This window comes from Kitasatospora sp. NPDC001175 (assembly GCF_053598215.1).
Genome location: NZ_JBSFJU010000053.1, coordinates 1 through 25249, shown reverse-complemented (window position 1 = coordinate 25249; position 25249 = coordinate 1). Strand labels below are relative to the sequence as shown.

At 73.3% G+C, this 25249-nt stretch carries 18 protein-coding genes, 1 tRNA gene and 1 other RNA gene; 14 read left to right on the top strand and 6 right to left on the bottom strand.

What is annotated here, in order from left to right:
* Positions 1 to 7: 7 nt before the first annotated feature.
* Together ACWDAK_RS29710 and ACWDAK_RS29705 are read right to left on the bottom strand one after the other, a co-directional pair.
* Positions 8 to 778 carry an SDR family oxidoreductase gene (locus ACWDAK_RS29710; protein ID WP_344636865.1) on the bottom strand — a complete coding sequence of 257 codons (771 nt, stop codon included), beginning with the start codon at positions 776 to 778 and terminating at the stop codon, positions 8 to 10.
* Between the two features lie 854 nt (positions 779 to 1632).
* A tRNA-Ser gene (locus tag ACWDAK_RS29705) sits at positions 1633 to 1717 on the bottom strand.
* Positions 1718 to 1846: 129 nt separating this feature from the next.
* On the opposite strand from ACWDAK_RS29705, the gene ffs reads away from it, so the two are divergent.
* From ffs to ACWDAK_RS29655, 10 genes are all read left to right on the top strand, one after another.
* Positions 1847 to 1943: signal recognition particle sRNA small type (gene ffs / locus ACWDAK_RS29700), an RNA gene on the top strand.
* Positions 1944 to 2003: 60 nt separating this feature from the next.
* Positions 2004 to 4151: a DNA polymerase III subunit gamma and tau gene (locus ACWDAK_RS29695; protein WP_344636866.1), complete on the top strand. Its 2148-nt coding sequence runs from the start codon at positions 2004 to 2006 to the stop codon at positions 4149 to 4151.
* 98 nt (positions 4152 to 4249) lie between these two features.
* Positions 4250 to 4561 carry a YbaB/EbfC family nucleoid-associated protein gene (locus ACWDAK_RS29690; RefSeq protein ID WP_425557625.1) on the top strand — a complete coding sequence of 104 codons (312 nt, stop codon included), beginning with the start codon at positions 4250 to 4252 and terminating at the stop codon, positions 4559 to 4561.
* A 310-nt stretch (positions 4562 to 4871) separates the two neighbouring features.
* On the top strand, positions 4872 to 5471 hold the full coding sequence (recR, locus tag ACWDAK_RS29685; protein ID WP_427394550.1) for a recombination mediator RecR: 600 nt from the start codon (positions 4872 to 4874) through the stop codon (positions 5469 to 5471).
* A complete protein-coding gene (locus ACWDAK_RS29680; RefSeq protein ID WP_344636869.1) occupies positions 5464 to 6135 on the top strand; it encodes a DUF5063 domain-containing protein in 672 nt (223 codons plus the stop codon). The genes recR and ACWDAK_RS29680 overlap by 8 nt, the downstream gene beginning before the upstream one ends.
* Before the next feature lie 293 nt (positions 6136 to 6428).
* A complete protein-coding gene (locus tag ACWDAK_RS29675) occupies positions 6429 to 7709 on the top strand; it encodes an aspartate kinase (protein WP_344636937.1) in 1281 nt (426 codons plus the stop codon).
* Positions 7706 to 8758, top strand: coding sequence for an aspartate-semialdehyde dehydrogenase (locus ACWDAK_RS29670; protein ID WP_344636870.1), 1053 nt, complete (start codon positions 7706 to 7708; stop codon positions 8756 to 8758). Before ACWDAK_RS29675 ends, ACWDAK_RS29670 begins: the two co-directional genes overlap by 4 nt.
* 270 nt (positions 8759 to 9028) lie before the next feature.
* Positions 9029 to 9655: a SigE family RNA polymerase sigma factor gene (locus ACWDAK_RS29665; protein ID WP_344636871.1), complete on the top strand. Its 627-nt coding sequence runs from the start codon at positions 9029 to 9031 to the stop codon at positions 9653 to 9655.
* Positions 9648 to 10928, top strand: a complete 1281-nt coding sequence (locus tag ACWDAK_RS29660) for a hypothetical protein (protein WP_427394549.1) — start codon at positions 9648 to 9650, stop codon at positions 10926 to 10928. The genes ACWDAK_RS29665 and ACWDAK_RS29660 overlap by 8 nt, the downstream gene beginning before the upstream one ends.
* 126 nt (positions 10929 to 11054) lie before the next feature.
* On the top strand, positions 11055 to 11864 hold the full coding sequence (locus ACWDAK_RS29655) for an SURF1 family protein (RefSeq protein WP_344636873.1): 810 nt from the start codon (positions 11055 to 11057) through the stop codon (positions 11862 to 11864).
* Between the two features lie 81 nt (positions 11865 to 11945).
* Here the strand turns inward: ACWDAK_RS29655 and ACWDAK_RS29650 are convergent, their stop codons facing one another.
* Positions 11946 to 13832 carry a S9 family peptidase gene (locus ACWDAK_RS29650; RefSeq protein ID WP_344636874.1) on the bottom strand — a complete coding sequence of 629 codons (1887 nt, stop codon included), beginning with the start codon at positions 13830 to 13832 and terminating at the stop codon, positions 11946 to 11948.
* Between the two features lie 179 nt (positions 13833 to 14011).
* The gene (locus ACWDAK_RS29645) at positions 14012 to 14374 is read right to left on the bottom strand and encodes a nuclear transport factor 2 family protein (protein WP_344636875.1); all 363 of its coding nucleotides are present in this window, start codon (positions 14372 to 14374) and stop codon (positions 14012 to 14014) included.
* A 175-nt stretch (positions 14375 to 14549) separates the two neighbouring features.
* On the opposite strand from ACWDAK_RS29645, the gene ACWDAK_RS29640 reads away from it, so the two are divergent.
* Entirely contained in the window at positions 14550 to 17534 is a 2985-nt protein-coding gene (locus ACWDAK_RS29640) for a helix-turn-helix transcriptional regulator (RefSeq protein WP_427394548.1), read from the top strand.
* On the opposite strand, the gene ACWDAK_RS29635 is transcribed toward ACWDAK_RS29640, so the two are convergent.
* On the bottom strand, positions 17500 to 19047 hold the full coding sequence (locus ACWDAK_RS29635) for a preATP grasp domain-containing protein (protein WP_344636877.1): 1548 nt from the start codon (positions 19045 to 19047) through the stop codon (positions 17500 to 17502). The genes ACWDAK_RS29640 and ACWDAK_RS29635 overlap by 35 nt on opposite strands.
* Before the next feature lie 121 nt (positions 19048 to 19168).
* Here ACWDAK_RS29635 and ACWDAK_RS29630 point away from each other — a divergent pair, with 121 nt between their 5' ends.
* Both ACWDAK_RS29630 and ACWDAK_RS29625 read left to right on the top strand, forming a co-directional pair.
* Entirely contained in the window at positions 19169 to 20452 is a 1284-nt protein-coding gene (locus tag ACWDAK_RS29630) for a tryptophan 2,3-dioxygenase (protein WP_344636878.1), read from the top strand.
* Between the two features lie 99 nt (positions 20453 to 20551).
* The gene (locus ACWDAK_RS29625) at positions 20552 to 20848 is read left to right on the top strand and encodes a DUF1330 domain-containing protein (RefSeq protein ID WP_344636879.1); all 297 of its coding nucleotides are present in this window, start codon (positions 20552 to 20554) and stop codon (positions 20846 to 20848) included.
* A 563-nt stretch (positions 20849 to 21411) separates the two neighbouring features.
* On the opposite strand, the gene ACWDAK_RS29620 is transcribed toward ACWDAK_RS29625, so the two are convergent.
* On the bottom strand, positions 21412 to 22755 hold the full coding sequence (locus ACWDAK_RS29620) for an alpha/beta hydrolase family protein (RefSeq protein ID WP_344636880.1): 1344 nt from the start codon (positions 22753 to 22755) through the stop codon (positions 21412 to 21414).
* A 301-nt stretch (positions 22756 to 23056) separates the two neighbouring features.
* Between ACWDAK_RS29620 and ACWDAK_RS29615 the strand changes: the two genes are divergently transcribed.
* Positions 23057 to 25102: a phosphocholine-specific phospholipase C gene (locus tag ACWDAK_RS29615; RefSeq protein WP_344636881.1), complete on the top strand. Its 2046-nt coding sequence runs from the start codon at positions 23057 to 23059 to the stop codon at positions 25100 to 25102.
* Positions 25103 to 25249 lie beyond the last annotated feature (147 nt).

Below are 25249 nucleotides of genomic sequence, written 5' to 3'. Positions count from 1 at the left end.
GTGTTGATCACGCGTGGGCGATCGGGCCGAGAAAGGTCCCGCCCGAGACATCGATGGTCTGGCCGGTCACCCACCGGCCCTGCGGGCCCGCCAGGAAGCCGACGACGTCAGCGACGTCGTCGGGCTTGCCGAGCCGCCCGAGCGCGGTGATGGCTTCGAGGCCGGCGACCACCTCGGGGATCGCGGTGTAGCCGGCGGTCATATCGGTTCGCACCGCGCCGGGTGCGACGGTGTTCACCGTGATACCACGCCTGCCGAGCTCGTTGGCCAGCGATGGGGCCATCGACTCCAGCGCCGCCTTGCTGACGGTGTAGCCGATCTGCGTGGAGACGGCGAACCGGCTGGCCGTCGAGCCCATGTTGATGATCCGGCCGCCGTCGTTCAGCAGCGGCAGCGCGCGCTGGATCACGAAGAACGGCGTGCTGACGTTGATGGAGAGCAGCCTGTTGAGCTCCTCCATGGTCACCTGCGCGATCGGGTTGCCCGAGCTGATGCCCGCGTTGTTGACGAGGATGTCCAGTCCGCGTCCCGCCAGGCCTGCGGTCAGGCCCTCGAACAGCCGGTCCACGGCGCCGTCTTCGCCGAACCGGGCCTGAACGGCGAACGCCCGGCCGCCTGCCTCCTCGATCCTCGCGACGGTCTCCTCGGCCGCAGCGTCGTTGCCACCGTAGTGGACGGCGACCAACGCGCCCTCGGCGGCGAGCCGCAGTGCGATCGCCCGGCCGATTCCGCGCGATCCGCCCGTCACCAGTGCTGTCTTGCCGGTCAGCATGCCCATGGTCTGCTCCTCGCCCAGTGGCCGGTCCTGCGTGGATCCGGCGTTGGGGCAACAGTGGCGGCGGTGGCTCACCGCACGCTCACCGCACGCTCACCGGGCTCCTGATCTGGGCTTCGGGAACCTCCGGTCTGTTCCAAATGTTCGCCCTGCTTCAACGCGGGCTGCTGGTGGGTGCGGAATGCGGCACCGTCGCGGCCGGTGCTCGTGCCCGGCCGGAGGCGCCGGTGGGCCCGCTCCGGAGCCTTGCGGTGACCGGCGCGGCCTGGAGGCGGCTCGGCGGCACACCTGCTGTACGAGGCGTGCTGCTGTCCGGAGGCCGCGATCGTGTTGGAGATCGGGGACCAGGCCGTGGTCGAACGATACGCCGAAGGCCCCGACCGCCGGGGCGGTCGGGGCCTTCGAGCTGCCCTGGCGGGAAGATGGTCGGCGACTTGTTTGTGGTGCTTGCCGCACAGCAGGACCAGGTTCGTATGACTGTCCCACGGACGCGTCGTCCAGCGCGCCAGCCCTCGGTCCACCCTTCGAGCGGGCGACTATGTGGGCCGCCTCGCCGAAGACCGAAAGGTCGTCGCGGTCAGTCCCGGATGACCTGCACCCGGCGGATCGTGCACCTGCCGCCTGCTTCACATCAGATGATCTTGCGGGTCTTTTCGGACAAAGCCATGGATTGCACCCTGCCGGAGGAGTGGTGCCCGGCGGGCGCGAACGCGGTGGCTTGGCCCGGGAGCCTGTCGGCCGGATGCGGTCGCGCAGTCAGCCATGCCCCCGCTGCATCTGGGCAACTGCAACCACGGAACGACAAAGGGCCCGACCGCAGTGCGGTCGGGCCCCTCGTTTGCCCAGCTGGGCAGAGGCGGAGGATACGAGATTCGAACTCGTGAGGGGTTGCCCCCAACACGCTTTCCAAGCGTGCGCCCTAGGCCTCTAGGCGAATCCTCCGTGGGAGAGCTTAGTACATGTTGAGGGGTGCTCGCGAACCGCAGTCTCGTAGGTGGTCACGGGTGGCTGCCTGCGGATCGGAGATCGGGGTGGAGTGCGGGGTCCGGGGCCGGGATCCGCTACTCTTGGGGCAGCCCCTCGTGCGGCGTTATCTCTCTGAACCCCCCCAGGGCCGGAAGGCAGCAAGGGTAGGAGAGCTCTGGCGGGTGCACGGGGGGTCCTTGCGTTCCGGGGCTGCTTCGGTGGGACCACGCGTTTGTCCGCGTGTCCCGATATCGTCGTTGGCGTGTCCCTAGCCCTGTACCGCCGCTACCGCCCCGAGACCTTCGCGGAGGTCATCGGGCAGGAGCACGTGACCGCTCCGCTCCAGCAGGCCCTGCGCAACAACAGGGTCAATCACGCCTACCTCTTCAGCGGCCCGCGCGGCTGCGGCAAGACGACGAGCGCCCGAATCCTGGCCCGCTGCCTCAACTGCGAGCAGGGGCCGACGCCGACGCCCTGCGGTGAGTGCCAGTCCTGCCGGGACCTGGCGACGGGCGGACCCGGCTCGATCGACGTGATCGAGATCGACGCCGCCTCGCACGGTGGTGTGGACGACGCGCGCGAGCTGCGCGAGCGGGCTTTCTTCGCGCCGGTGCACAGCCGGTACAAGATCTTCATCCTGGACGAGGCGCACATGGTGACCTCGGCCGGCTTCAACGCGCTGCTGAAGGTGGTGGAGGAGCCGCCGGAGCACCTCAAGTTCATCTTCGCGACCACCGAGCCGGAGAAGGTGATCGGGACGATCCGCTCCCGTACGCACCACTACCCGTTCCGGCTGGTGCCGCCCGGCACGCTCCGCGACTACCTGGCCGAGGTGTGCGGCCGGGAGGGCATCGAGGTCGAGGACTCGGTCTTCCCGCTAGTGGTCCGGGCCGGTGCCGGTTCGGTGCGTGACTCGATGTCGGTGATGGACCAGCTGCTCGCGGGTGCGGGCGAGGCCGGCGTGACGTACCAGATGGCGACTGCGCTGCTCGGGTACACGGACTCGGCGCTGCTGGACGAGGTGGTCGACGCCTTCGCCGCGCACGACGGGGCCACGGTCTTCCAGGCCGTCGACCGGGTGGTCGAGGGTGGGCACGATCCGCGCCGCTTCGTGACGGACCTGCTGGAGCGGCTGCGCGACCTGGTGATCCTGGCCACCGTGCCGGATGCCGGGGAGAAGGGGCTGATCGACGTCCCCGCCGACCGGGTCGCGGTGATGCAGGCGCAGGCCGACCGGTTCGGGGCGGCCGAGCTGAGCCGGGCCGCCGACATCGTCAACACCGGGCTGACCGAGATGCGCGGGAACGCGGCGCCCCGGCTGCAGCTGGAACTGATCTGCGCCCGGGTGATGCTGCCCGGCGCGTACGACGACGAGCTGTCGCTGCAGGCGCGGCTGGACAAGCTGGAGCGGCGGGCTGCGGCCGGAGCCCTGGCGGCGCCGATGGCACCCATGGCACCCATGGCACCGATGGCACCCGCAGCAGCGGCTCCGCAGGCCCCGGCGGCACAGGCCCCGGCCGCGATGCCGCTGGCCCCGGTGGCGCCCGCGCCGCAGCAGCCGGCCTCCGCTGCCGCCCCGGTGCAGGCTCCCGGGCCCGCGCAGGCGGGCCCCGCGCCCGGCGCGTGGCCGATTCCGCGCAGCTTCCCGCCCGCCGGGGGCGCGCCTGCCCCCGTCCCCGCCCCCGCGCCGCAACAGCCGGCGCCCGCTCCGGCGTACGCCCAGCCGGCGCCCGCGCCGGTGCAGGCCCCGGCGCCCGCGTCGCAGCCGTCGGGCGGGCAGCCGTCCGCCGTCGCGCAACAGGGTGCGGCCCAGGTGCGCCAGCTCTGGCCGCAGATCCTGGATGCGGTGAAGAACCGCCGCCGGTTCACCTGGATCCTGCTGAGCCAGAACGGCCAGGTCGCGGGCTTCGACGGCAGCGTGCTGCAGGTCTCGTTCATCAACGCGGGCGCCCGGGACAGCTTCGTCAGCAGCAACAGCGACGACGTGCTGCGGCAGGCGCTGGCCGACTCCCTCGGGGTGGACTGGCGGGTCGAGTGCATCGTCGACCCCTCCGGTGGTGGCGGCGGTGGGTCCTCGTACGCGCCGCCGGCTCCGCAGGCCGGCGGCGGCTGGGGCGGCGGTGCTGGGGCGGCGCAGGCTCCCAGGCCGGCCGTACCTGCGGCACCGCCGCAGGCCCCGGCTCCCGTCCAGCCCGCGCCCGGTCCGGTGCCGCCCCCGGCCGCGCCGCCGGCGCGGCCGCAGCCGGCCATGGCGCCGCCGCAGGCGCCGCCCGCCCCGATGGTGGCGCCCGAGGACGACATCCCCGAGGACGACGACCCGGATCTCAAGGAGGACGCGTACTCCGGCCAGGAGTTGATCATCCGCGAGCTCGGGGCGACGGTGTTGGAGGAGATCCACCACAACAGGTGACCGGCGGTGCCTGCGCGCCGCACGGCGGCGCGTAGGCTCAAGGTGACATTTCCGTGCACAGGCAGGAGTGAGCCGTGTTCCCTGGTGGCCAGCCCAACATGCAGCAGCTGCTCAAGCAGGCGCAGAAGATGCAGGAGGAGCTCGGCAAGGCTCAGCGGGAGCTGGCCGAGACGAAGGTGAGTGGTACGGCCGGCGGCGGCCTGGTCGAGGCCACCGTGACGGGTTCCGGTGAACTGGTGGCGCTGACCATCGCCCCGGCGGCGGTCGACCCCGAGGACACCGAGACCCTGGCCGACCTGGTGCTGGCGGCCGTCCGGGATGCCAACGCGGCGGCCCAGAAGCTCCAGGCGGACCGGATGGGCCCGCTGACCCAGGGCCTCGGCGGCGGTATCCCCGGTCTGCCGTTCTGAGAAGGCGGGCCTCCGTTCTGAGAAGGCGGGCCTCGGACCTGACGGCAGGGCTCGGGGTCTGACAGGCAAATCCCGGGGCCGGTCACCGGCCGCCTCGGGCCGTCGCGCGGCCCAGGTGGCTGACAGGTAGCAGAAGCGCAGCCACGCTGTGTGATTTATGGGTAAGTCGGGCGTCGGACGGTGTGTCCGGCGCCCGATTCGTTGGATGATGGCACCGCGAGCGCGCGTACGAGCAGGCGTGGAAGCAGGCGCTGCAGCGCGCGCGGAAGCGAAGACGAGAGCACGCGACGGCACGAGGGAAGGCGCGAAGTTGTACGAGGGCGTGGTTCAGGACCTGATCGACGAGCTGGGCAGGCTGCCCGGTGTCGGGCCCAAGAGCGCGCAGCGGATCGCCTTCCACGTCCTGCAGGCCGACCCGACGGATGTCCGCCGCCTGGCGCACGCGCTGCTGGAGGTCAAGGAGAAGGTCCGGTTCTGCGTGGTCTGCGGCAACGTCGCGGAGTCCGAGCAGTGCCGGGTCTGCCTGGACCCGCGGCGCGACCTGGCGGTGATCTGCGTGGTCGAGGAGCCCAAGGACGTCGTCGCGATCGAGCGCACCCGGGAGTTCCGCGGCCGCTACCACGTGCTGGGCGGCGCGATCAGCCCGATCGAGGGTGTCGGTCCGGACGACCTGCGGATCCGCGAGCTGCTCGGGCGGCTCGCCGACGGCACGGTCACCGAGCTGATCCTGGCGACCGACCCCAATCTGGAGGGGGAGGCAACCGCCACCTATCTGGCCCGGCTCTGCAAGCCGATGGGTCTGAAGGTCACCCGGCTGGCGAGCGGCCTGCCCGTCGGCGGGGACTTGGAGTACGCCGACGAGGTCACCCTCGGCCGGGCCTTCGAAGGGAGACGACTGCTCGATGTCTGACCACACCCGCGCCCAAGCGCACTCGCACCTCCGGCACCCGCACACCAAGGCCGAGGCACCGGACGACTTCGCGGTGCAGATCGCGGACTCCATCGAGAGTTTCGTGCTCGCGGTGACCGAGGTCGCCAAGGGGGACGAACCCGGCAGCGCGATCTCGCTGCTGCTGCTGGAGGTCTCCCAGCTGCTGCTGGCGGGCGGGAGGCTCGGGGCGATCGAGGACGTCCTTCCGGAGGACCGGTTCGAGCCGGACACCGGCCCCGAGCCGGACGGGGTGGAGCTGCGCGAGCGGCTGGCCGAGCTGCTGGCGCCGATCGACGTGTACCACGAGGTCTTCGACCCGTACGGTCCGCCCGCGCGTCCGAACGCCTTCCGGATCTCGGACGACCTGGCCGGTGTGGTGAGCGAGCTGCAGCACGGTCTGACCCACTACCGCGAGGGCCGGGTCAGCGAGGCGCTGTGGTGGTGGCAGTTCTCGTACCTGTCCAACTGGGGTTCGACCTGCTCGGCGGTGCTGCGGGCGCTGCAGTCGCTGATCGCGCACGTGCGGCTGGACAGCCCGATCGGCGCGGCCGTGGAGGGTGCGGACACCGACGACGACGGGCTGACGGACGAGCAGTTGGAACAGCAAGCCGGCGACCTCATGGCGGCCGAGCTGGGTATGTGAGCCGTGCCCCGCAGCCCGGCGGGTGCGGGCGGCGGGGCACGCGGAAAGTGTGACGAAGAATTCATCAATCGGCCGGCCGGAAAAATTCCGAGCCCTTCGGCGGCGGCCCCGGCAATTCTTGTCGGCCACCGGTGGTGGGTCCGGAGACCTGACGAAAGCCGCTGACCACCAGTCGATATACGCGTCTCAGCATATGGAGCACGGCTGAGGTGCCGAAAGCGCTGGATAGACTGGCTCGGACCGCAGAAGGGGCCACCCAAGTCCCCCTGAACGACACAAGTCGAGGAGCGCACGTGGGCCTTGTCGTGCAGAAGTACGGCGGCTCATCCGTTGCGGATGCCGAGGGCATCAAGCGCGTAGCCCGCCGAATCGTCGACACCAGGAAGGCCGGCCATGAGGTCGTCGTCGTGGTGTCCGCGATGGGCGACACGACGGACGAGCTCATCGAACTCGCGGAACAGGTAACCCCGATTCCGTCCGGCCGCGAGTTCGACATGCTGCTGACCGCAGGAGAGCGGATCTCCATGGCGCTGCTGGCCATGGCGATCAAAACGCTGGGTTTCGACGCCCAGTCCTTCACGGGTAGCCAGGCCGGCGTCATCACGGACGCGACGCACAACAAGGCGCGCATCATCGACGTCACGCCGGGCCGGATCCGCAACGCCCTTGACGAGGGCAACATCGCGATCGTGGCCGGTTTCCAGGGTGTCTCCCAGGTCAGCAAGGACATCACCACGCTCGGCCGGGGCGGCTCGGACACCACGGCGGTCGCCCTCGCGGCGGCGCTGGAGGCCGAGGTCTGCGAGATCTACACCGACGTGGACGGCGTCTTCACCGCGGACCCGCGGGTGGTGAAGAAGGCCCGCAAGATCGACTGGATCGGGTTCGAGGACATGCTGGAGCTGGCGTCTTCCGGCTCCAAGGTTCTGCTGGACCGGTGTGTCGAGTACGCCCGGCGCTATAACATCCCGATTCACGTACGCTCGTCCTTCTCGGGGCTTCCCGGGACGATTGTGAGTGGGGCCAACCCGATCAAGCCCGAAGGGGGCGAAATGGAGCAGGCGATCATCTCCGGAGTCGCCCACGACACGTCCGAGGCCAAGGTCACGGTCGTCGGCGTACCCGACAAGCCGGGCGAGGCGGCCCGCATCTTCCGCGCCATCGCGGATGCCGAGGTCAACATCGACATGGTGGTGCAGAACGTCTCCGCCGCGTCCACCGGCCTCACCGACATCTCCTTCACCTGCCCGAAGACCGAGGGCCAGAAGGCGATCGACGCACTCAACCGGGTCCGCGAGGGCATCGGCTTCGAGTCGCTCCGCTACGACGACGCGATCGGCAAGATCTCGCTGGTCGGCGCGGGCATGCGTTCCAACCCCGGTGTCACGGCGACCTTCTTCGAGGCGCTCTCCGAGGCGGGCGTCAACATCGAGCTGATCTCCACCTCCGAGATCCGCATCTCGGTGGTCACCCGTGCCGACGATGTGAACGAGGCCGTCCGGGCCGTGCACACCGCCTTCGGTCTGGACAGCACCACCGACGAGGCCGTCGTCTACGGCGGCACCGGCCGATGAGCCGTAAGCCCAACCTCGCGGTCGTCGGCGCCACCGGCGCCGTAGGGACCGTGATGTTGGGCCTCCTCTCCTCGCGGGAGGACGTCTGGGGCGAGATCCGGCTGATCGCGTCGCCGCGGTCGGCCGGGCGCCGGCTGACCGTGCGCGGCGAGGAGGTCGAGGTCGTCGCGCTCAGCGAGGAGGCGTTCGACGGCATCGACGTGGCGATGTTCGACGCCCCCGACGAGGTCTCCGCCCAGTGGGCGCCGATCGCGGCGGCCAAGGGCGTCGTGGTGGTGGACAACTCCGGCGCGTTCCGGATGGACCCGGACGTGCCGCTGGTCGTCCCCGAGGTGAACGCGCCGGCGGCCAGGTTCCGCCCGCGCGGCATCATCGCGAACCCGAACTGCACCACGCTCACCATGATGTGCGGCCTGGCCGCGCTGCACGCCGAGTACGGGCTGCGGGAGCTGGTGGTGGCCTCGTACCAGGCCGCTTCCGGTGCCGGGCAGTCGGGCGTGGACGCACTGCGCGACCAGCTCAAGCAGGTCGCGGGCACCGGTGTCGGCGAGCAGACCTGCGACCTGCGTGCCGTGATCACCGACAACGGGCCGTTCCCGGCGCCGCTGGCGCTGAACGCGGTGCCGTGGGCGGGCTCGGCGGCCGCGGACGGCTGGTCCTCCGAGGAGCTCAAGGTCCGCAACGAGTCCCGCAAGATCCTCGGCCTGCCGGACCTCAAGGTCTCCGCGACCTGCGTCCGGATCCCGGTGATCACCGCGCACTCGCTGGCCGTGCACGCGGTCTTCGAGCGGGAGGTCAGCCAGGAGCACGCACAGGACATCCTGCGGGAGGCACCGGGCGTCGTGCTCTACGACAACCCGGCGGCCGGGGAGTTCCCCACCCCGAACGACGTGGTCGGTACCGACCCCACCTGGGTCGGACGTGTTCGCCGATCGCTGGACGACCCCAATGCGCTGGACCTCTTCCTCTGCGGGGACAACCTGCGCAAGGGCGCCGCGCTGAACACCGCTCAGATCGCGGAGCTGGTCGCGGCGGAGCTCGGCGGCTGAGGCGGCGCAGCGCATCGCCTTGAGGTGCCGTGGCCGAGGCGCCGACCGGTGTTCTGCCTGCGGGCGGGAACTGCCGTTCCGTCGAGGAACTGTCGTCCGGAAGTGGACGGTCCGGATCCCCCTCCAGGGCGTTGGAGGGGGATTCTGCGTATGCGGGAGAATGTGCCTTCGGCCGGGCAACCATGACGGGGGAGCGAGTGTCCAACAGGCGTGGCGAACGTAGTGGGGGCGGTCTCCGTGGTGCCCATGGCACCCGTGATGGTGGTGCCCATGGCACCCGTAATGGTGGTGCCGGCGGCGCCCGTGGTGTCCGGGGTGCCCGTGCTGCCGGCGGTGGCGCTGCCGTCCCGAGCAGGGCTGTTGGCCGATAGCCGGATGGGCGCGGCCGCAGAGGACGCGGCGGGAGCCAGCGTCGACCACCTCACCGAGACGTACCAGGCGCACTACCGTTCCCTGTTGCGCCTGGCCGCCCTGCTCCTGGACGACCTCTCGACCTGCGAGGACGTCGTCCAGGAGGCGTTCATCCGGGTGCACGCCGCCCGCCGCCGGGTCCGCGAACCCGAGAAGACCCTCGCCTACCTCCGGCAGACCGTCGTCAACCTCTCCCGCTCGACGCTGCGTCGGCGCATCCTCGGCCTGCGGCTGCTGCCCAAGCCGATGCCTGACATGGCCAGTGCAGAAGAGGGTGCCTACGATGCGCTGGAGCGCGACCAGTTGAAGACCGCACTGCGAGGGTTGCAACGCCGCCAGCGGGAGGTGCTCGTCCTGCGCTACTACGCGGACATGACGGAGGCACAGGTAGCCGACGTGCTGGGGATCTCCCTCGGCTCGGTGAAGGCGTACGGATCGCGCGGCCTGGCGGCCCTGCGAGTCCTGATGGAGGCCGAGGATGACTGACGAGAGGACGCCCGGCGAGGGGATGACCGGCGACGGGCCGGCCGACGAAGGCGCGGTCCGCAGTGCAGTGGCCGACGGGGGTGCGATCGGCAGCGAGCGGGAGCCGCGGCGGACGGCAGCCGCTGACCGGCAGTCAGGCGGTTCGAGCCGCGCCGTTGGTGCCGGGAGTCCGGGACTGGGCACCGCCGTCCGGGCCGAAGAGGCCGAACCGGCCGATGAGGTGATGGAGCGACGGCTCCGGGAGATGCTCCACCAGTCCGTCACCGAGGTGCAGCCCGACCCGGCCGCGCTGTTGCGGATCAGGCAGGCCGTCCCGCGGCGTCGTGCCCGGCAGCGCAACCTCTGGACCGGTGCGGTTGCCGTCGTGCTGCTCGTCGCCGCCGCCGTACCGACCATCAAGGGCGTCCAGCACCTCGACCTCTCCGACGGCGCGGCCACCGGTCACGCCGTCGCGGAGTCCGACCGCCAGAGCCAGGTCCCGCCGTCCGAGGACGGCGGGGCGGGCCGCTCGCACCTGCCCAGGCCGGCCGGTTCGGCCGACCGGTCGGGCACCGCCGCGCCCGGCAGCGACGCCAGCTCCGCTGCCGCCAGCCCTTCTCCCGGGGCCGACGGCAGCCCGGCCGGGAACACACCGGTGCCCGACTGCGTACGGGCCGACCTCGGTGACGGCAGCTCCCATCTGTCCACCGCGGACGGCAGCGGCAAGGTGTACGGCTGGTTCACCGTGTTCAACACCTCCGGGCGCAGCTGTGAGCTGACCGGTCCGGGGACGGTCGCGGTCAGCTCGGCGGACGGCGGCCCGGCGCCGAAGGTCAGGGTGCTGGACCACCAGGCCGGCGACCCGGCGATCGGCCTGCCCGACCCGGGCCCGGCGACCGGGCTCCTGGTGCTGCCGCCGAAGGGCGGGTACCAGATCCGGTTCGGCTGGGTGCCGGACCTGCAGTGTCCGAAAGCCGGCGGGGGCCCGGCCAGCCCCGTCGCACCGGCCCCGCAGGCGGCGCCCTCGGTCGCGGCCGCGCCGGGCGCCGAGGCCTCGCCCCAGGCCACGGCCTCGCCCAGCGCCGCCCCGAGCCCCAGCAGCTCCCCGCCGCCCAGCACGCCGTCGAGCATCACGCTGGCGCACACGCCGGAGTCCGGCGGCCCGGCCGCCGCGACCACCCAGGTCAGCGCGGCCTGCACCGGGACGCTGTACCGCACCGCACCCGAGGCCGTTCCGGCGGCGGGTGCGCAGCCGCCGTCCGACAGCCCGACCTCGGGCTCGGCCGGGCAGTAGCGGGCAGTAGCGGGCAGTCGCGGGCCTCGAGCGGAGCGGTACGGCGCTGCGGGGGCCGCGGCCGGGCCGGCCCGGCCACGGCCCCGGGGGACCGGACGGGTGTGAGGAATGGTTACCGTGGTGGGCGTGTACCGGTTTCTCCTGACTTCGCGCTGGCTGGGCGGCACAGTCCTGGCCCTGGTCGCCATCGCGGTCTGCCTCTGGCTCGGCTCCTGGCAGCTCGGGCGCTTCGAGGACCGGGTCTCCACCCACAAGGACGGCGGCAACTCGGCGAAGGCGCCGCAGGCGGCCGCCCCGCTGTCCTCCGTACTGAACGGCGGGACGGCCGAGGTCGGCACCGACACGGTCGGCCGCGAGGTCACCGTCACCGGCAGCTACGACCCGGCGCACCAGCTGTTGGTTCCCAACCGCACGGTGGACGGCAGGAACGGCTTCTACGTGCTCACCCCGCTGCGCACCGCCGACGGGCCGGCCGTGGCCGTCGTGCGCGGCTGGGTACCCGGTGCGCCGGACGGCTCCGGTACGGGCACGGCGAGCAGTGCGGTCCCGGTGCCCGCCGCACCGGCCGGACAGGTGACCGTGACCGGCCGGCTGCAGGCTCCGGAGAACAGCGGCAGCGGCGGTGCGGTGGCCGGCGGACTGCCGGCCGGCCAGCTGGGCACGATCAGCCCGGCGACCCTGGTCAACGTGCTGCCGTACCGCTCCTACGACGGCTGGGTGGCCGCCGACGCGGCGCCGGGCGGGCTCACCGCCGTGCCGACCGTCCAGCCGCAGGGCGGGGACGGGCTGAGCCTGCGGGCCTTCCAGAACCTCGGCTACACGCTGGAGTGGTTCGTCTTCGCGGGGTTCGTCGTCTTCATGTGGTTCCGCCTGGTCCGGCGGGAGGCGGAGCTGCTCCAGGACCGGGCGCTCGGCCTCGACCCGGCCCTGGACTGAGGCGGGCCCGGGGGCTCACTGCCGCCCCCCGGGGAGCGGACTGGGCTCCCCGGGGGGCTGAGCGGCTGTCGGGCCCGGCGGTCACCCCTCGCGGGCGGGCAGGTGCCGCAGCGCGAAGTCGATCTCCAGTCGGAGCTGCTTGATCCGCTCGTCGACCACCAGCGAGCCGTGGCCGGCGTCGTAGCGGTAGACCTCGTGCACCTTGCCGAGCTGCTCCAGCCGCTCGACGTAGTTCTCGATCTGGCGGATCGGGCAGCGCGGGTCGTTGACCCCGGCGCTGATGTACACCGGTGCCTTGACCTGCTCGACGTACGTCAGCGGGGAGGAGGCGTGCCAGCGGTCCGGGACCTCCTCCGGGGTGCCGCCGAAGAGCGTCCGGTCCAGCGACTTGAGCGCCTCCATCTCGTCGGCGTACGCGGTGAGGTAGTCGGCGACCGGGACGGCGGCCAGGCCGAGCGTCCAGCTGTCCGGCTGGGTGCCGAGGCCGAGCAGGGTCAGGTAGCCGCCCCAGGAGCCGCCGGAGAGCACCAGCCTCGACGGGTCGGCGAGGCCGGAGGCCACCGCCCAGTCGCGGACGGCGCCGATGTCCTCCAACTCGATCAGGCCGATCCGCTCGCTCAGCGCGTCCGTCCAGGCCTGGCCGTAGCCGGTGGAGCCGCGGTAGTTGACCCGGACCACCGCGAAGCCGTGGTCCAGCCAGGCGGCGGGACCGGCGGCGAAGGAGTCGCTGTCGTGGTGGGTCGGGCCGCCGTGGATCTCGAAGACGGTCGGGAAGGGGCCCTGGCCGTTCGGCCGCTGGACCAGCGCGTGCACCCGGCCGCCGGGGCCCTCCACCCACGCGTCCTCGACCGGGACGGACCCGGGCGGCACCGGCCCGGCGGCGCGCAGCACCACCGTGCCGGCGGTGGACCGCACCGCGGGGGGCTCGGCGGCGCAGGACCAGAGGAACTCGACCGTCCCGTCCGGGCGGGCGGTCGCACCCGCGACCGTGCCGCGCGGGGTGTCCAGGCGGACCAGCTCACCCCGCTCCAGGTCGTACGAGAACAGTTCGCTGCGGGCCTCGTACTCGTGCTCCACCAGCAGCGCCCGCGCACCCGGCCGCCACTGTGCGGAGAGGTCGCCGGGGAACTCGCGGCCCTGCTCGTCGCGGAGCGCCAGCTCGGTCTCCGCGCCGGTGGCGACGTCCCAGAGCATCGGCTCCCAGCGGCCCCTGCGCTGGTGGGCGACGAGCAGCCGGGTGTCGCCGTCGGCCGGGGCGAAGCCCAGGCAGGTGACACCGCAAGGGTTCCGGCGGCCGGTCACCTCGTCCAGCTCGGCGACGGTGGAGCCGTCCGAGACCCGGACCACCCGGAGCGCCGAGTGCATCGCGTCACCGTGCTCGGTGTGCTCGATGGCCAGCAGCGCGGAGTCGTACGAGAGGTCGCCGACGCTGCCGTACTCGGGGTGCTGGTACAGCCTCTCGACCTCGGTGCCGCCGGGGCGGCGCAGGTAGACGGCGGTGCCGTCGTCGTCCGTGGAGGTGCCGACCACCACGGCGCCGTCGCGGCCGATCGCGAGGCCCGCCGAGTACGCGGCGGGCACGCCGGGAACGGCCTCCTCGTCGGTGCCCCGGGCCCGCCCGGCGCCGTCCGCGCCTTGCGTGCCGTCGCTCCCGGTGGCGGCGGTCGCCGGGCCGGTCGGGAAGGGCCGGCGGCGCCAGACGCCGAACTCGTCACCGTCGGTGTCGTCGAACCACCAGATCCACTCGCCGTCCGGGCTCAGCTCGGCGTCCGTGGTCCCGTTCGGGCGGTCGGTGACCTGCCGGTGCTGGTCGGTCGACCGGTCCCAGGCGTAGACCTCGTAGGTGCCGGTGGCGTTGGACACGTACAGCGCCCGCTCGGGGGCGTCCTCGGCCCAGTCCGGCAGCGTTACCCGCGCCGCCCGGAACCGCTGCTCCCACGCAGGTGCTGCGCTCTGCTGCTCACTCATTCCCCCATCCAACCCGATGTCGGGCGCCGAGCGGAATGCCGTGGGAACCGGGCCGGAGCCCGGCACGCCGCCCGGCGCCGCCGTCCCCGGGCCGCCGCCGGCCGAGGAGCCCGGCCAGCGCCCGGTGGGACGGCGGCGAGGGACGCGGGCGCAGGGCAGGGGCGGGACGGGGACCGGGGTCAGGCGGCCGGAACCTTGTCGAGGAAGCCGAGCACCGCGCTGATCCGGCCGTCCTCGTCCACGGTGACGACGTCGAAGCCGACCACCAGCGCCTCGGCGCCGGCCGGACCGAGGTCCCAGGTGAACCGGGCCAGGTGGTGGTGGGCGTCCACCGGGCCGAGGGTGAAGACCAGGCCGGGGAACTGGGCCTGGGCCGCGCCGATGGTCGCGTCGATCGCGTCCCGCCCCCGGACGTCCACCAGCGGGTCGGTGTAGCCGCCGTCCTCGGCCCACAGCTCGTCGATCAGCTTGCGGCGGGCGGCCTGGTCGGTCTCGTTCCAGACGGCGATGTAGCGCTCGGCCACCTGCTGGAGGTCGGTCATCTTCCTGCTCCTTCGGCTCGTTCGGTGATCTCTTCCGAGGTGCCTGCCGGGGTGTTCCCGACGCTGCGTTCCTCCGATGGCATGAAGGTACGGCGGGGCGGGGTGACGGCGAATCAGTCACGGATAGGTCATCGCGGCGACCGGTATCCGCACCGGCGTAGGTAGGGTGCAAGCCATGCTGTTCGGGAGGGCGGAGGAGCAGGCGGCCATCGGCCGGCTGCTCGACGGGGCGAGGGCGGGCCGCAGCGGGGTCCTGGTGCTGCGGGGCGAACCGGGCATCGGGAAGAGCGCGTTGCTGGACCACGCGGAGCGCGTGGCGCTGGCGGGATCGGGCCCGGGGCCCGGCGGGGCGGACGGAGGCGCGGCAGGCGCCACCGGGCCGGGTGTGCCCGGCCCCGGGGAGGCCGGGGAAGGGGCGGCCGGACCGGACCCTTGGTACGAGGACGAGTTCGGGGCCGGCGGCTCGGGGCCGGCGAACGGGCAGCCGCCCTTCCGGGTGGTCCGGGCCACCGGAGTCGAGTACGAGGCGGAGCTGCCGTTCGCCGGGCTCAGCCTGCTGCTGGCCCCGGGGCTCGACCGGCTGGCCGCGCTGCCCGCCCCGCAACGGCGGGCGCTGGAAGCGGCGTTCGGGCTGACCGACCGACCGGCGGGCCCCTCGGGAGCCTCGTCCGGGCCGGCCGCCCCGGCGGCCGACCGGCTGCTCGCCGGGCTCGCCACCCTCGCCCTGCTGGCCGAACTCGCCGCCAGTGGGCCGCTGTTGTGCCTGGTGGACGACGCCCAGTGGCTCGACCGGGCCTCGGCGGAGGCGCTGCTGCTGGCCGCCCGGCGCCTCGGCAACGAGGGCGTGGTGCTGCTCTTCGCCGCCCGTGACGGTGAAGGCTCCTTTCCCGCACCGGGGTTGCCGGAACTCCCGTTGGCGGCACTGCCCCCGGCCGCCGCGTCCGCACTGCTCGCCGCGCTGCCGCCAGGCCGGGACCTGGACAGAGGGAGCGGGGACGCCCAGGACACCGCCAGGATCGCCGCCGTCCACCGGCGGGTCCTCGCCGAGGCGCGGGGGAATCCGCTGGCGCTCACCGAACTGCCCGCCGCGCTCGCCGCCGAGCAGTCCAGCGCCGTCGGCGCGGTCCCGCTCACGAGCCGCCTGCAACTCGCCTTCCACGGCCAGGTGTCCAGGCTTCCGGCCGCCACCCAGACCCTGCTGCTGGTCGCCGCCGCGGAGGAGACCGGGGACCTGCGGGTCGTACTGTCCGCCGCGGCGGCGCTCGGTGCAGGCCCCGAGAGCCTGCCGCCGGCGGAGCGGCCGGGGCTGCTCAGGCTGTCGGCCGACGAGCGGTTGGTGTTCCGGCACCCGCTGATCCGCGCCGCGATCATGCAACGAGCCCCGCTGACCCAGCGGTTGGCCGCGCACCGGGCCATCGGCGAGGCGCTGGACGAGGGCGACCGCCGTACCTGGCACCTCGCCCTCGCCGCGACCGGCCCCGACGCCGGCCTCGCCGACGCGTTGGAGCGTACGGCCCTGCGAGCCGGAGCCCGGGGCGGTCCCAGCGGCGCGGCCTCGGCGTACGAGCGGGCCGCCCGGTTGACCCCGGACCGGTTCACCGCTGTCCGGCGGCTGGTGCTGGCCGCCGAATCCGCCACCGACGCCGGCGAGTTGGACCGGGCGGCGGCACTGGCCGAGCGCGCACTGGCCCGTACGGACGGCCTGCCCCACCTCGACGGACGGGGGCGGCCGCTCGCGGTGGCGCTGCTGGAGCACATCAGGGCGACCGCGCAGTTCTGGCGCGGCGCCTACCCGGCCGCGTACGAGCTCCTGATGGCGGCCGCGACGTCCGAGATCGAGGCCACGCACACCGCCCGGATGCTGTTCCAGGCGTTCCACGCGGCCTGGTACCTGGGGGAGGAGCAACTGGCCGCCGTACTGGACCGGTTGGCCGCGCTGGAGCTGCCGATCGGGGATCCGGCCGAGCCGCCGGCCCGGTATCTGCTCGCCGCCGCGCTGCCGGTGGTCGGCGGCCTCGCGCCGGAACTGCCGCCGGTGGACGAGACGGTGGCGGCGGCCCGGCGGGCGGGCGCGGACGCCGTCAGGGACCTGGTGCAGGTCTGCGGGGCCACCCTGATCCTCGGACGGGACGAGGAGACCTACCGGCTCGCCGCCGCTCTGGTGGCCGAGGCCCGGGCCGAGGGCGCGGTCGGGCAGCTGCCGACCCTGCTGTACTTCCTCGCCGAGGCCGAACTCTTCCACGGACGCCACCGCGATGCCGAGGTCACCGCGACCGAGGGCCTGGCGCTGGCGGCAGACACCGGGCAGCGCCAGTGGGTGAGCCAGCTGAGGAGCCTGCTCGCCTACCTGGCGGCGCTCGCCGGTGCCGACGGCCCCTGCACGGAGCTGGCCGCGGCGGCGCTGGACGGGCCGGGCTCCGCACCGGCGGCCGGGTACCCGTGGGCGCAGTGGGCGTCGGGGCTGCTCGACCTCGGGCAGGGGCGGGCGGGGCTGGCCGCCGACCGGCTGGAACGATTGGCCGGCGGCCGGTTCCGGCACCATGTCTCCGCCACCCGCGCGGTGCCCGATCTCGTGGAGGCGGTGGTCCGGCTGGGCGAGCCGGAGCGCGCGGCCGAGCCGTACGAGCGCTTCGCGCGGTGGGCCGCGGTCACCGGCCGTCCCTGGGCGCAGGCGCTGGTGCTGCGCTGCCAGGCGCTGCTCGCGCCCCCCGAGTTGGCGGAGTCGGCGTACCGGTCCGCGCTCGAACTGCACCAGCGGGACCACCGCCCCTTCGAACAGGCGCGGACCGCGCTGCTCTTCGGTGAGTGGCTGCGCCGGGAGCGGCGCCGGACCGAGGCCCGCTCCTGGCTCACCACCGCGCTGGAGTCCTTCGAACAGCTCGGCGCCGCCCCCTGGGCGGACCGGGCCCGCGCCGAGCTGACCGCCACCGGTTCCACCGCCCCCGCGGGGCAGGCGGCCGGTCCGCTCGCCGCCCTCACCCCGCAGGAGCTGCAGATCGTCCGGCTCGCGGCGCAGGGCCTCACCAACCGGGACATAGCCGCGCAGCTGTTCCTCAGCCCGCGTACGGTCGGCCACCACCTCTACAAGGCCTACCCGAAGCTGGGGGTCGCCTCGCGTGCCGAACTCAGCGATCTGGACGGTGTGCTGACGGGGACGTGAGGCGGTCGGAACGGTCGTCGAGCGCGGCGTCCAGCACGGTCTGCAGGGAGCGTTCGAGTTCCGCCGCGCGCCCGGGGCCGGCCGCGATGGCCGCGTAGTGCCAGCCGGCGTCGGGGGAGACGGACTCGACGGACAGCACCACGCCCTCACCCCGCTCGTGGGAGTAGGTGAGGCCACAGTCCCGCAGCAGTGCCTGGACGGCCGCCAGATCGGTGGGGTGCGGGCCGGGCCTGGTGTCGGTCAGCCAGGCGAGCTCGGAGCGGCCGCTCACCGAGGCCAGCCGTTGCACCATGGCCTGCCGCGCCGTGGTGGCGGTACGGCGGACGTTGCTCTCCACCGCGTACACCGCCGAGTCCTCGGCCACCCCGGCGTCGACGCTGAACCTGCCCCGGTAGTCGCGGTCCGCCAGGTAGCCGCCGAGGGCCATCCCGGCCCGCTCCAGTTCCCGGCGAACTCCGCCGGCCCGCGCGCCGCAGCCCGCGGCGCCGGAGTCCGCAGCGTCGTCGACGGTGCCTTCGCGGCCGGGCCCCGGCTCGGTCAGCGGCGAGGCGAATCCGTGGTAGCTGCAGTCCCGGGTGCGCATCTCGCCGGTGTAGACGACGGCCGGGCCGGTGGGACCCACCTCCATCTGCACGCTGACGTCGCGGACGAAGGGGACGTACTCCTCGACCACCCACCCCTCGGCCCGCCGCTCTCCGGGCGGGTGACGGCGAGCCAGGCGTGGGAGGTCCGCTCGGGTGAGGATCCGCAGGCCGTCTCCGCCAGCCGCCCTGGCGGGCTTCACCAACACGCGGGGGTACCGGTCGAGCAGCTCGCGCACGCCGGCGACGACCTCGGACCAGTCGCGGCAGGAGCGGCCCGCCGGCACCCGGATACCCAGGCTCCGCGCGGCCTGACGGAAGCCGCTCTTGGTGTTGAGCCGGTCCACCGCCTCGAGCGCGCTCTCCGGCACCGCCTCCGCGGCCTCGCCCCCCGGGACGGCGCCGCGGGCCCGGCGACGGTACCCGTCCCCGTACCCGGACACCGGCAGGCCGAGCTCGGCGGCGAGCCGGACCGTCGACCGGTCCAGCACGATGGGCAGCAGTTCGATGCCGGGCCGCTCCGCGACCAGGGCGCGCAGCCGGCCGCTCAGCCCCGGGGTGCGGTCGATCGCCTCGGCGAGCGGCAGCGTCGGATCGGCGTCGGTGCTGATCACGGTCACCGATTCGGGTGTCATGCCGAGCAGGCCGCAGGCGTACCGCCGGAAGTCCCGGCTCACCGGGAACTGCGTCACCAGGACGTCCCCGGGACGCGTCAGCCAGACCTTCCGGGAGGACTGCGCCATCCCGTGCAGGTTCAGGTCGGCCGCCTGGCGGCCGCAGACCACGTCGGAGACGAAGTTCGCGAACAGCAGCAGCGGCCCGCGGCCCCGGCCTCCTCCTCCGGGAGCCCCGCCGCCCCGGTTCTCCTCGCCCGTGCCCCCGCCGCCACCGGTCGTGCCGTCCCCGCCGTCGCCACCTGCCCTGTCGCGCATGCGCGCAGCCAAGCACGGCGGACGGCCGCCACCCGGTCGGCCACCCGGCGGCGCGGGGGACGTCACCCTTTCGTACCCGCCCGCCGCGCCGGTCGTCCGGGCTGCGGACAGTCTGGGGCCGATGATGCGTGACACCCCGTCCGACAGCGCCCTCACCGCCGTGAACGGCTGGCTCAGCGATCCCGAGCCCGAGCTGTTCCCGTTCGACGCCGTCCTGCGCGAGATCCAGACCACGGGAAAGCACTTCCTCCCGGGGCCGCTGGCCACCGCGCTGGAGGGCGCCCGCGCGCTCTGCCGAAGCGGCGCGGTGCCCGGCGACGCGTGCGGGGGGTCCGTGTTGCGGGCCTTCCTGGACTGTGCGCTCGACAAGCATGACGGCCGCTACAGCTACCGCAGTTACCTCTGCCTGCCCCTGCTGGAGGACCTGGTCCGCGGACCCCGGCCGCGGGTCGCCGGCACCGAACTGGTCGGCCTGCTCGTCGCCGACGCACTGCGGTACGAACTGGCCGCGGACCGCGACCCTCCGGCCACCCTGCCGCAGGGCCGCCCGGACGCCACGGTCCGGCACAAGCGGCTGCGGTACGGCCTGCGGCTGTTGAGCGGCTACGCGCCGGCCGGGAGCGAGAAGGCGGACGTCGACCGGCTCAGCCACGCCCGGGGGTCGGAGCTGCCGGAGCTGGAGAAGGTGCTCGACTCGATGGCACCGCAGGTGGATCCGGTGGTCGGCCGGCGGATCGCGCTCAGCATGCAGCCGGTCTACCTGCTGCACGACGAGTACCTCTTCCTCCGGGTCCTGCAGAGCTACGAGACGGTGTTCACCGCTCTGGTGGGCTGCGCCCGCCAGGCCCGCGACCTGCTCGGCCGGGGGCGGCCCGGCGGTGCGGTGGCGGCGCTGACCGAGGCCGCCGGGCAACTGGACCGGGCGAGCCTGCTGTTCAGCCTGCTGGCCACGATGGACATCGGCGGGTTCCGGCGGTTCAGGCAGTACACCGAGGGATCGAGTGCCATCCAGTCCGAGCAGTACAAGCGGTTCGAGTGGCTCTGCGGCAGCCCGCGCGAGGAGCGCCGGCTCTCGCCCGCGTTCGGCAGCGTGCCGTCGGTGGCCGAGCAGGCCGCCGCCGACCCCGGCAGCATCTCGCTGGCCTATCTCGCGGTCCGCGAGTCGAAGTCCTTCACCGCGGAGCAGTGGTCCGCCCTCGATGCCGCACTGGCCCGGCTGGAGCACAGCCACCAGCACTGGAAGGCGACGCACCACTCGCTCGCCGCCAGGATGATCGGCGACGCCGCCGGCTCGGGCTACACGGCGGGGGTCCCGTACCTGGACGACTGCCTCGGCAACCGGCTGTTCTGGCGCCTGGGCGAGCGGTACCTGCCCGTGTCCCGGGAGCCGGCCCGCCGCCCTTAGGCCCGGGCAGGGCGGGAGCGGTGCGCAGGGGGTGGTGGCCGCCCGGCGGTAGCGGGAAGCTGAAGACATGGCGTCCGCGCACCCGAGAAGGTGAACACGATGACGTTTCTCCAGCTCATCGAGTACGAGACCACGCAGAAGGCCCGGGTCGACGATCTGATGGACGAGTGGCTGAAGGCCACCGAGGGCAAGCGCACCGCGACCCACGAGATGCTCGGCCAGGACCGGGACAAGCCGTCGCACTTCGTCAACATCGTCGAGTTCCCCAGCTACGAGAGGGCCATGGCCAACAGCGCCCTGCCGGAGACCCAGCACATCGCCGAGGAGATGCGCGGGCTCTGCGACGGCGAGCCGCGCTTCGTCAACCTGGACATCGTCCGGGACGAGAAGTGGTAGGAGGCGAGTGGCAACTCGGTTCGCCGACGGCTCCCGCCGCCGCGCGGGCCGCACAGTGGTGACGGAGTCGCCCTTCACCGCCGCGTTCGTGCCTGTCGGACCCAGCCGCCGGACAGGCCCTCGCCGCCGGAACCGGTAGCCGCCGGTTCCGGCGCCGGCTCTACCACCGGCTCCGTGGGCAGCGCCCGCAGCCGGACCACCAGGGAGAGGACCAGCCGATCACCGCCGCCTGCGGACCCTCGCCACCGCCCTGCGGGAGCGCTGCGCGGCCCCGGCCCAGGCACTCTCCCGCGAACTCCCGGACTGGACCCTCGGCCGGCTACCCGCCGGCGGCCTCCACCTCTGGCTCCGGCTGCCGCCGGGCCTGCCCGACTCCGTCGTCGCCGAGCTCGCCCGGGCCCACGGCGTGTCCCTCGACACGGGGACCCGCTACTTCCCGGCCGAGCCGCCGGCCGGCCACCTCCGGCTCGGCTTCGCGGCCGCCGCGGACCCTGCCGAACTGGCCGGCCGCCCGGCGCCTCGGCGCGGCCGTCCGCGCCGCCGGCTGATCTCCGGGGCGCCGGCTACGAGGCCGGTGCCCCGGCGGCGGGCCGCAGCGAGCTGAACCAGCGGACGATCTCGGCCGTGGCGACCACGTTGGACCCGAGGTGGGTGGAGTTCTGGTAGGGGGCGGCGGGCAGGTCGGTGACGGTGACCGGCACACCGGCGGAGTGGAAGGCCGCGGCGCAGTGGTCGGTGTTGGCGGCGACGGCCTCGCTGTCGGAGCGGGTGGCGAACAGGCGCACGGGGGCGTGCGTCGACCAGCCGGAGCACACGCCGTCGGCGGTCCGGAGGGCCGCGAGGAGCCGGCCGTCCGGGTGGCGCAGCAAGTTCAGACCCCGCGGGGTGAGGAGCGCGTCGAGGGTGTCGGGGGTGCCCGCCATGAGCTGCTCACCGGTGTGGTTCCCGTCGAGGAGCCGCTCGATCGAGTCGGCGTACGGCGGGCGGAACACCTCGGAGGGCGAGGCGTAGAGGTGGTGCAGCCGGTTCCAGGACACCAGCAGGTACGCCGTGTACAGCACACCCATCTTCGCGGTGATCCGGCCGCCGGTCAGCGCTGGCAGCTCGACCTCCCGCAGGGCGTACGCGCCGCTGACCGGGGCGACGGCGCCGAGGCGGAACCGCGGATCGGCGCCCCGGTCCAGCGCCTTGGCCAGTCCCAGTGCGGCGGAGGCGCCCTGGGAGAAGCCGGTGACCAGCACCTCGCGGTCCAGCGTCCGCCGGGAGCGGCCGCCGGCGTCGGTGCGGGCGCCGCGCACGAAGTCGCTCGCGGCGCGGAGCATGTCCAGCGAGGCCGTGGTCTCCGAGGGCAGGTCCATGTAGGGGTGGAACCCCGGCCCGGTGCCCAGCCCCAGGTAGTCGGGCGCCACCGCGGCGAACCCGGCCGCGCCGTAGCTGAGTTCGGGCGAGGTGGCGAAGTCGTGCTGCTGCTTCGACGGCGCGTCGCCCCGGTAGCTGGTGGTGCCGTGCTCGAAGACCACGGTGCGCAGGGTGCGCGCTCCGCCGTGCGGCAGGACGAGCAGCCCGCTCGCGGTCGTCGGACGGCCCTGCGGGTCGACCGTCCGGTACACCAGCCGGTAGGTGTCCACCCCGTACCGGGCCAAGGCGCCGGAGAACCCGGTGCCGGTCAGCTCGGCGGCGGTCTCCCGCGCCGTCAGGGACCGCAGGTGGCTGTGGGACACCAGCTGCCCCCGGTGGTGGGCGGCCAGGCGGGTCGGGGTGCCCTCGGGAGCGGCCGCCGCCGAGCTGGCGCCGGCGGCGAAGGCCCCGGTGGCGAGAGCGGAGGCGGCCGTCAGGGCCACCAACTTGCCCGGGCCGTAACGACGTTGACATGTGCGAGTGGCCTCTTCCGCGAGCGGCGAGTTCATGGCAACCACGGTAGGAGCCCGGCGTCCTGAGGTCGCCCCGGGCAGCCACCGTCATGGGGTGGGGTTATCCCGAAGAGCGGCGGTGGTACCACAAGCGCGTGTGCGGCGGCCGCTGCCGGACGGCGCACTCCCGTCTCGTCAGCAGCCGCGGCCCCGGCCGCAGTTGCGGGCGCCCGAGGTCGACGGTCTTAACCCAGGCTTCCCCTTGGTTTCCCCCGGGCGCCGTGGGATGTTGTCGAACGCTTGATGACACTGTCCCCGCAGCACCAGCACCTCGGACGACCCTGGAGGGCCGGCCCACATGACCGAGATCAACCGTCGACGTTTCCTGCAGCTGGCGGGCGGCACCGCCGCGATGTCCGCGCTGTCGAGCACCATCGCCCGCGCCGCCGAGATACCGGCGAACCGTCGGACCGGCACCCTGAAGGACGTCGAGCACATCGTCGTCCTGATGCAGGAGAATCGTTCCTTCGACCACTACTTCGGCACCCTGCGCGGTGTGCGCGGCTTCGGTGACCCGCACCCGGTCAACCTGCCGAACGGCAAGGCGGTCTGGTACCAGTCGGACGGCACCAAGGACGTGCTGCCGTTCCGGCCGGAGGCCGACAACCTCGGCCTCCAGTTCCTCCAGGACCTGCCGCACGACTGGGAGAGCGGCCACGTCGCCTGGAACCAGGGCCGGTACGACAAGTGGGTCCCGGCCAAGGGCACCACCACCATGGCCTACCTGACCCGGGAGGACATCCCCTTCCACTACGCCCTGGCCGACGCGTTCACCATCTGCGACGCCTACCACTGCTCGCTGCTCGGCCCCACCGACCCGAACCGCTACTACATGTGGACGGGCTACGTCGGCAACGACGGCAAGGGCGGCGGCCCGGTCATCACCAACGCCGAGGCCGGCTACAACTGGACCACCTACCCCGAGCGGCTGGAGCAGGCCGGGGTCTCCTGGAAGATCTACCAGGACATCGGCGACGGCCTGGACGCGGCCGGCAGCTGGGGCTGGCTCAATGACGCCTACCGCGGCAACTACGGCGACAACGCCCTTCTCTACTTCGACAACTACCGCAACGCCAAGCCCGGCGACCCGCTCTACGACAAGGCCCGCACCGGCACCGACGCCAGGAAGGGCGAGGGCTACTTCGACCAGCTCAAGGCCGACGTGCTGGCGGGCAGGCTTCCGCAGGTCTCCTGGATCGTCGCCCCCGAGGCGTTCACCGAGCACCCCAACTGGCCGGTCAACTACGGCGCCTGGTACATCGCCCAGGTGCTGGACGCGCTCACCGCCGACCCCGACGTGTGGGCCAAGACCGCGCTGCTGATCACCTACGACGAGAACGACGGCTTCTTCGACCACGTCGTCCCGCCGTTCCCGGCCGCCTCCCCGGCGCAGGGGCAGAGCACCGCCGACACCACCACCGAGATCTACCACGCGACCGACGGTGCGCTGATGACCGGCCCGTACGGCCTGGGCCAGCGAGTGCCGATGCTGGTCGTCTCGCCCTGGAGCAAGGGCGGCTTCGTCTGCTCGCAGACCTTCGACCACACCTCGATCATCCAGTTCATCGAGCGGCGCTTCGGCGTGCACGAGCCGAACATCTCGCCCTGGCGCCGGGCCGTCTGCGGCGACCTGACCGCGGCCTTCGACTTCTCCCACGGTGACGCCCGGGTACCGGAACTGCCGGACACCGGCGGTTACCTCCCGCCGGACCGTGGCCGCCACCCGGACTACGTCCCGACCCCGCCGGCCCACCCCGCGCTGCCCAAGCAGGAGCGCGGACTGCGCCCGGCCCGCCCGCTGCCGTACGACCTCACCGCCGACGCCGTCGTCCGGCCAGGCCGGCTGTCCGTCGAGTTCGCCAGCCACGGCGCCGCCGGGGCGACCTTCCACGTGACCTCGGTGACCGACGGCAACGGCCCCTGGACGTACACCGTCGAGGCCGGTCGGGGGCTCGTCGGCGACTGGGACGTCAAGGGTGCCTACGACTACTCGGTGCACGGGCCGAACGGCTTCCTGCGCCAGTTCAAGGGCCAGGCCGGCAGCGCGGGCGTGGAACTGACCACCCGGCGCGGCGGGGACGGCCAGCTCCAGCTGGTGCTCACCAACAACGGCCCGGCGACGGTACGGATCACCGTCACGGACGCCTACGGCAGCGACCGCCGGTCCGAGCACCGGCTCCGCCCGGGCGCGCACACGGTGCACACCGCCAACTCCAGCCGCGGTCACGGCTGGTACGACCTCACGGTCCACTCCGACCAGGACGTGACCTTCCTGCGCCGGCTGGCCGGACACCTCGAGAACGGGCGGCCCAGCACCAGCGACCCGGCGATCGTCGCCGACTGACCGGCGCTCTCGGGCCGTCGTCCGAAGCCGCAGCCCGGTGGGGCGGTCGAGCGGCGATCTTCGAGAACTGCTGCGGGCCGTCGGCGACCGGGATGTGCACCGCGCGGATCAGCTCGTCGGCCTCCAGGCAGTTGCGCTTCACCCCGA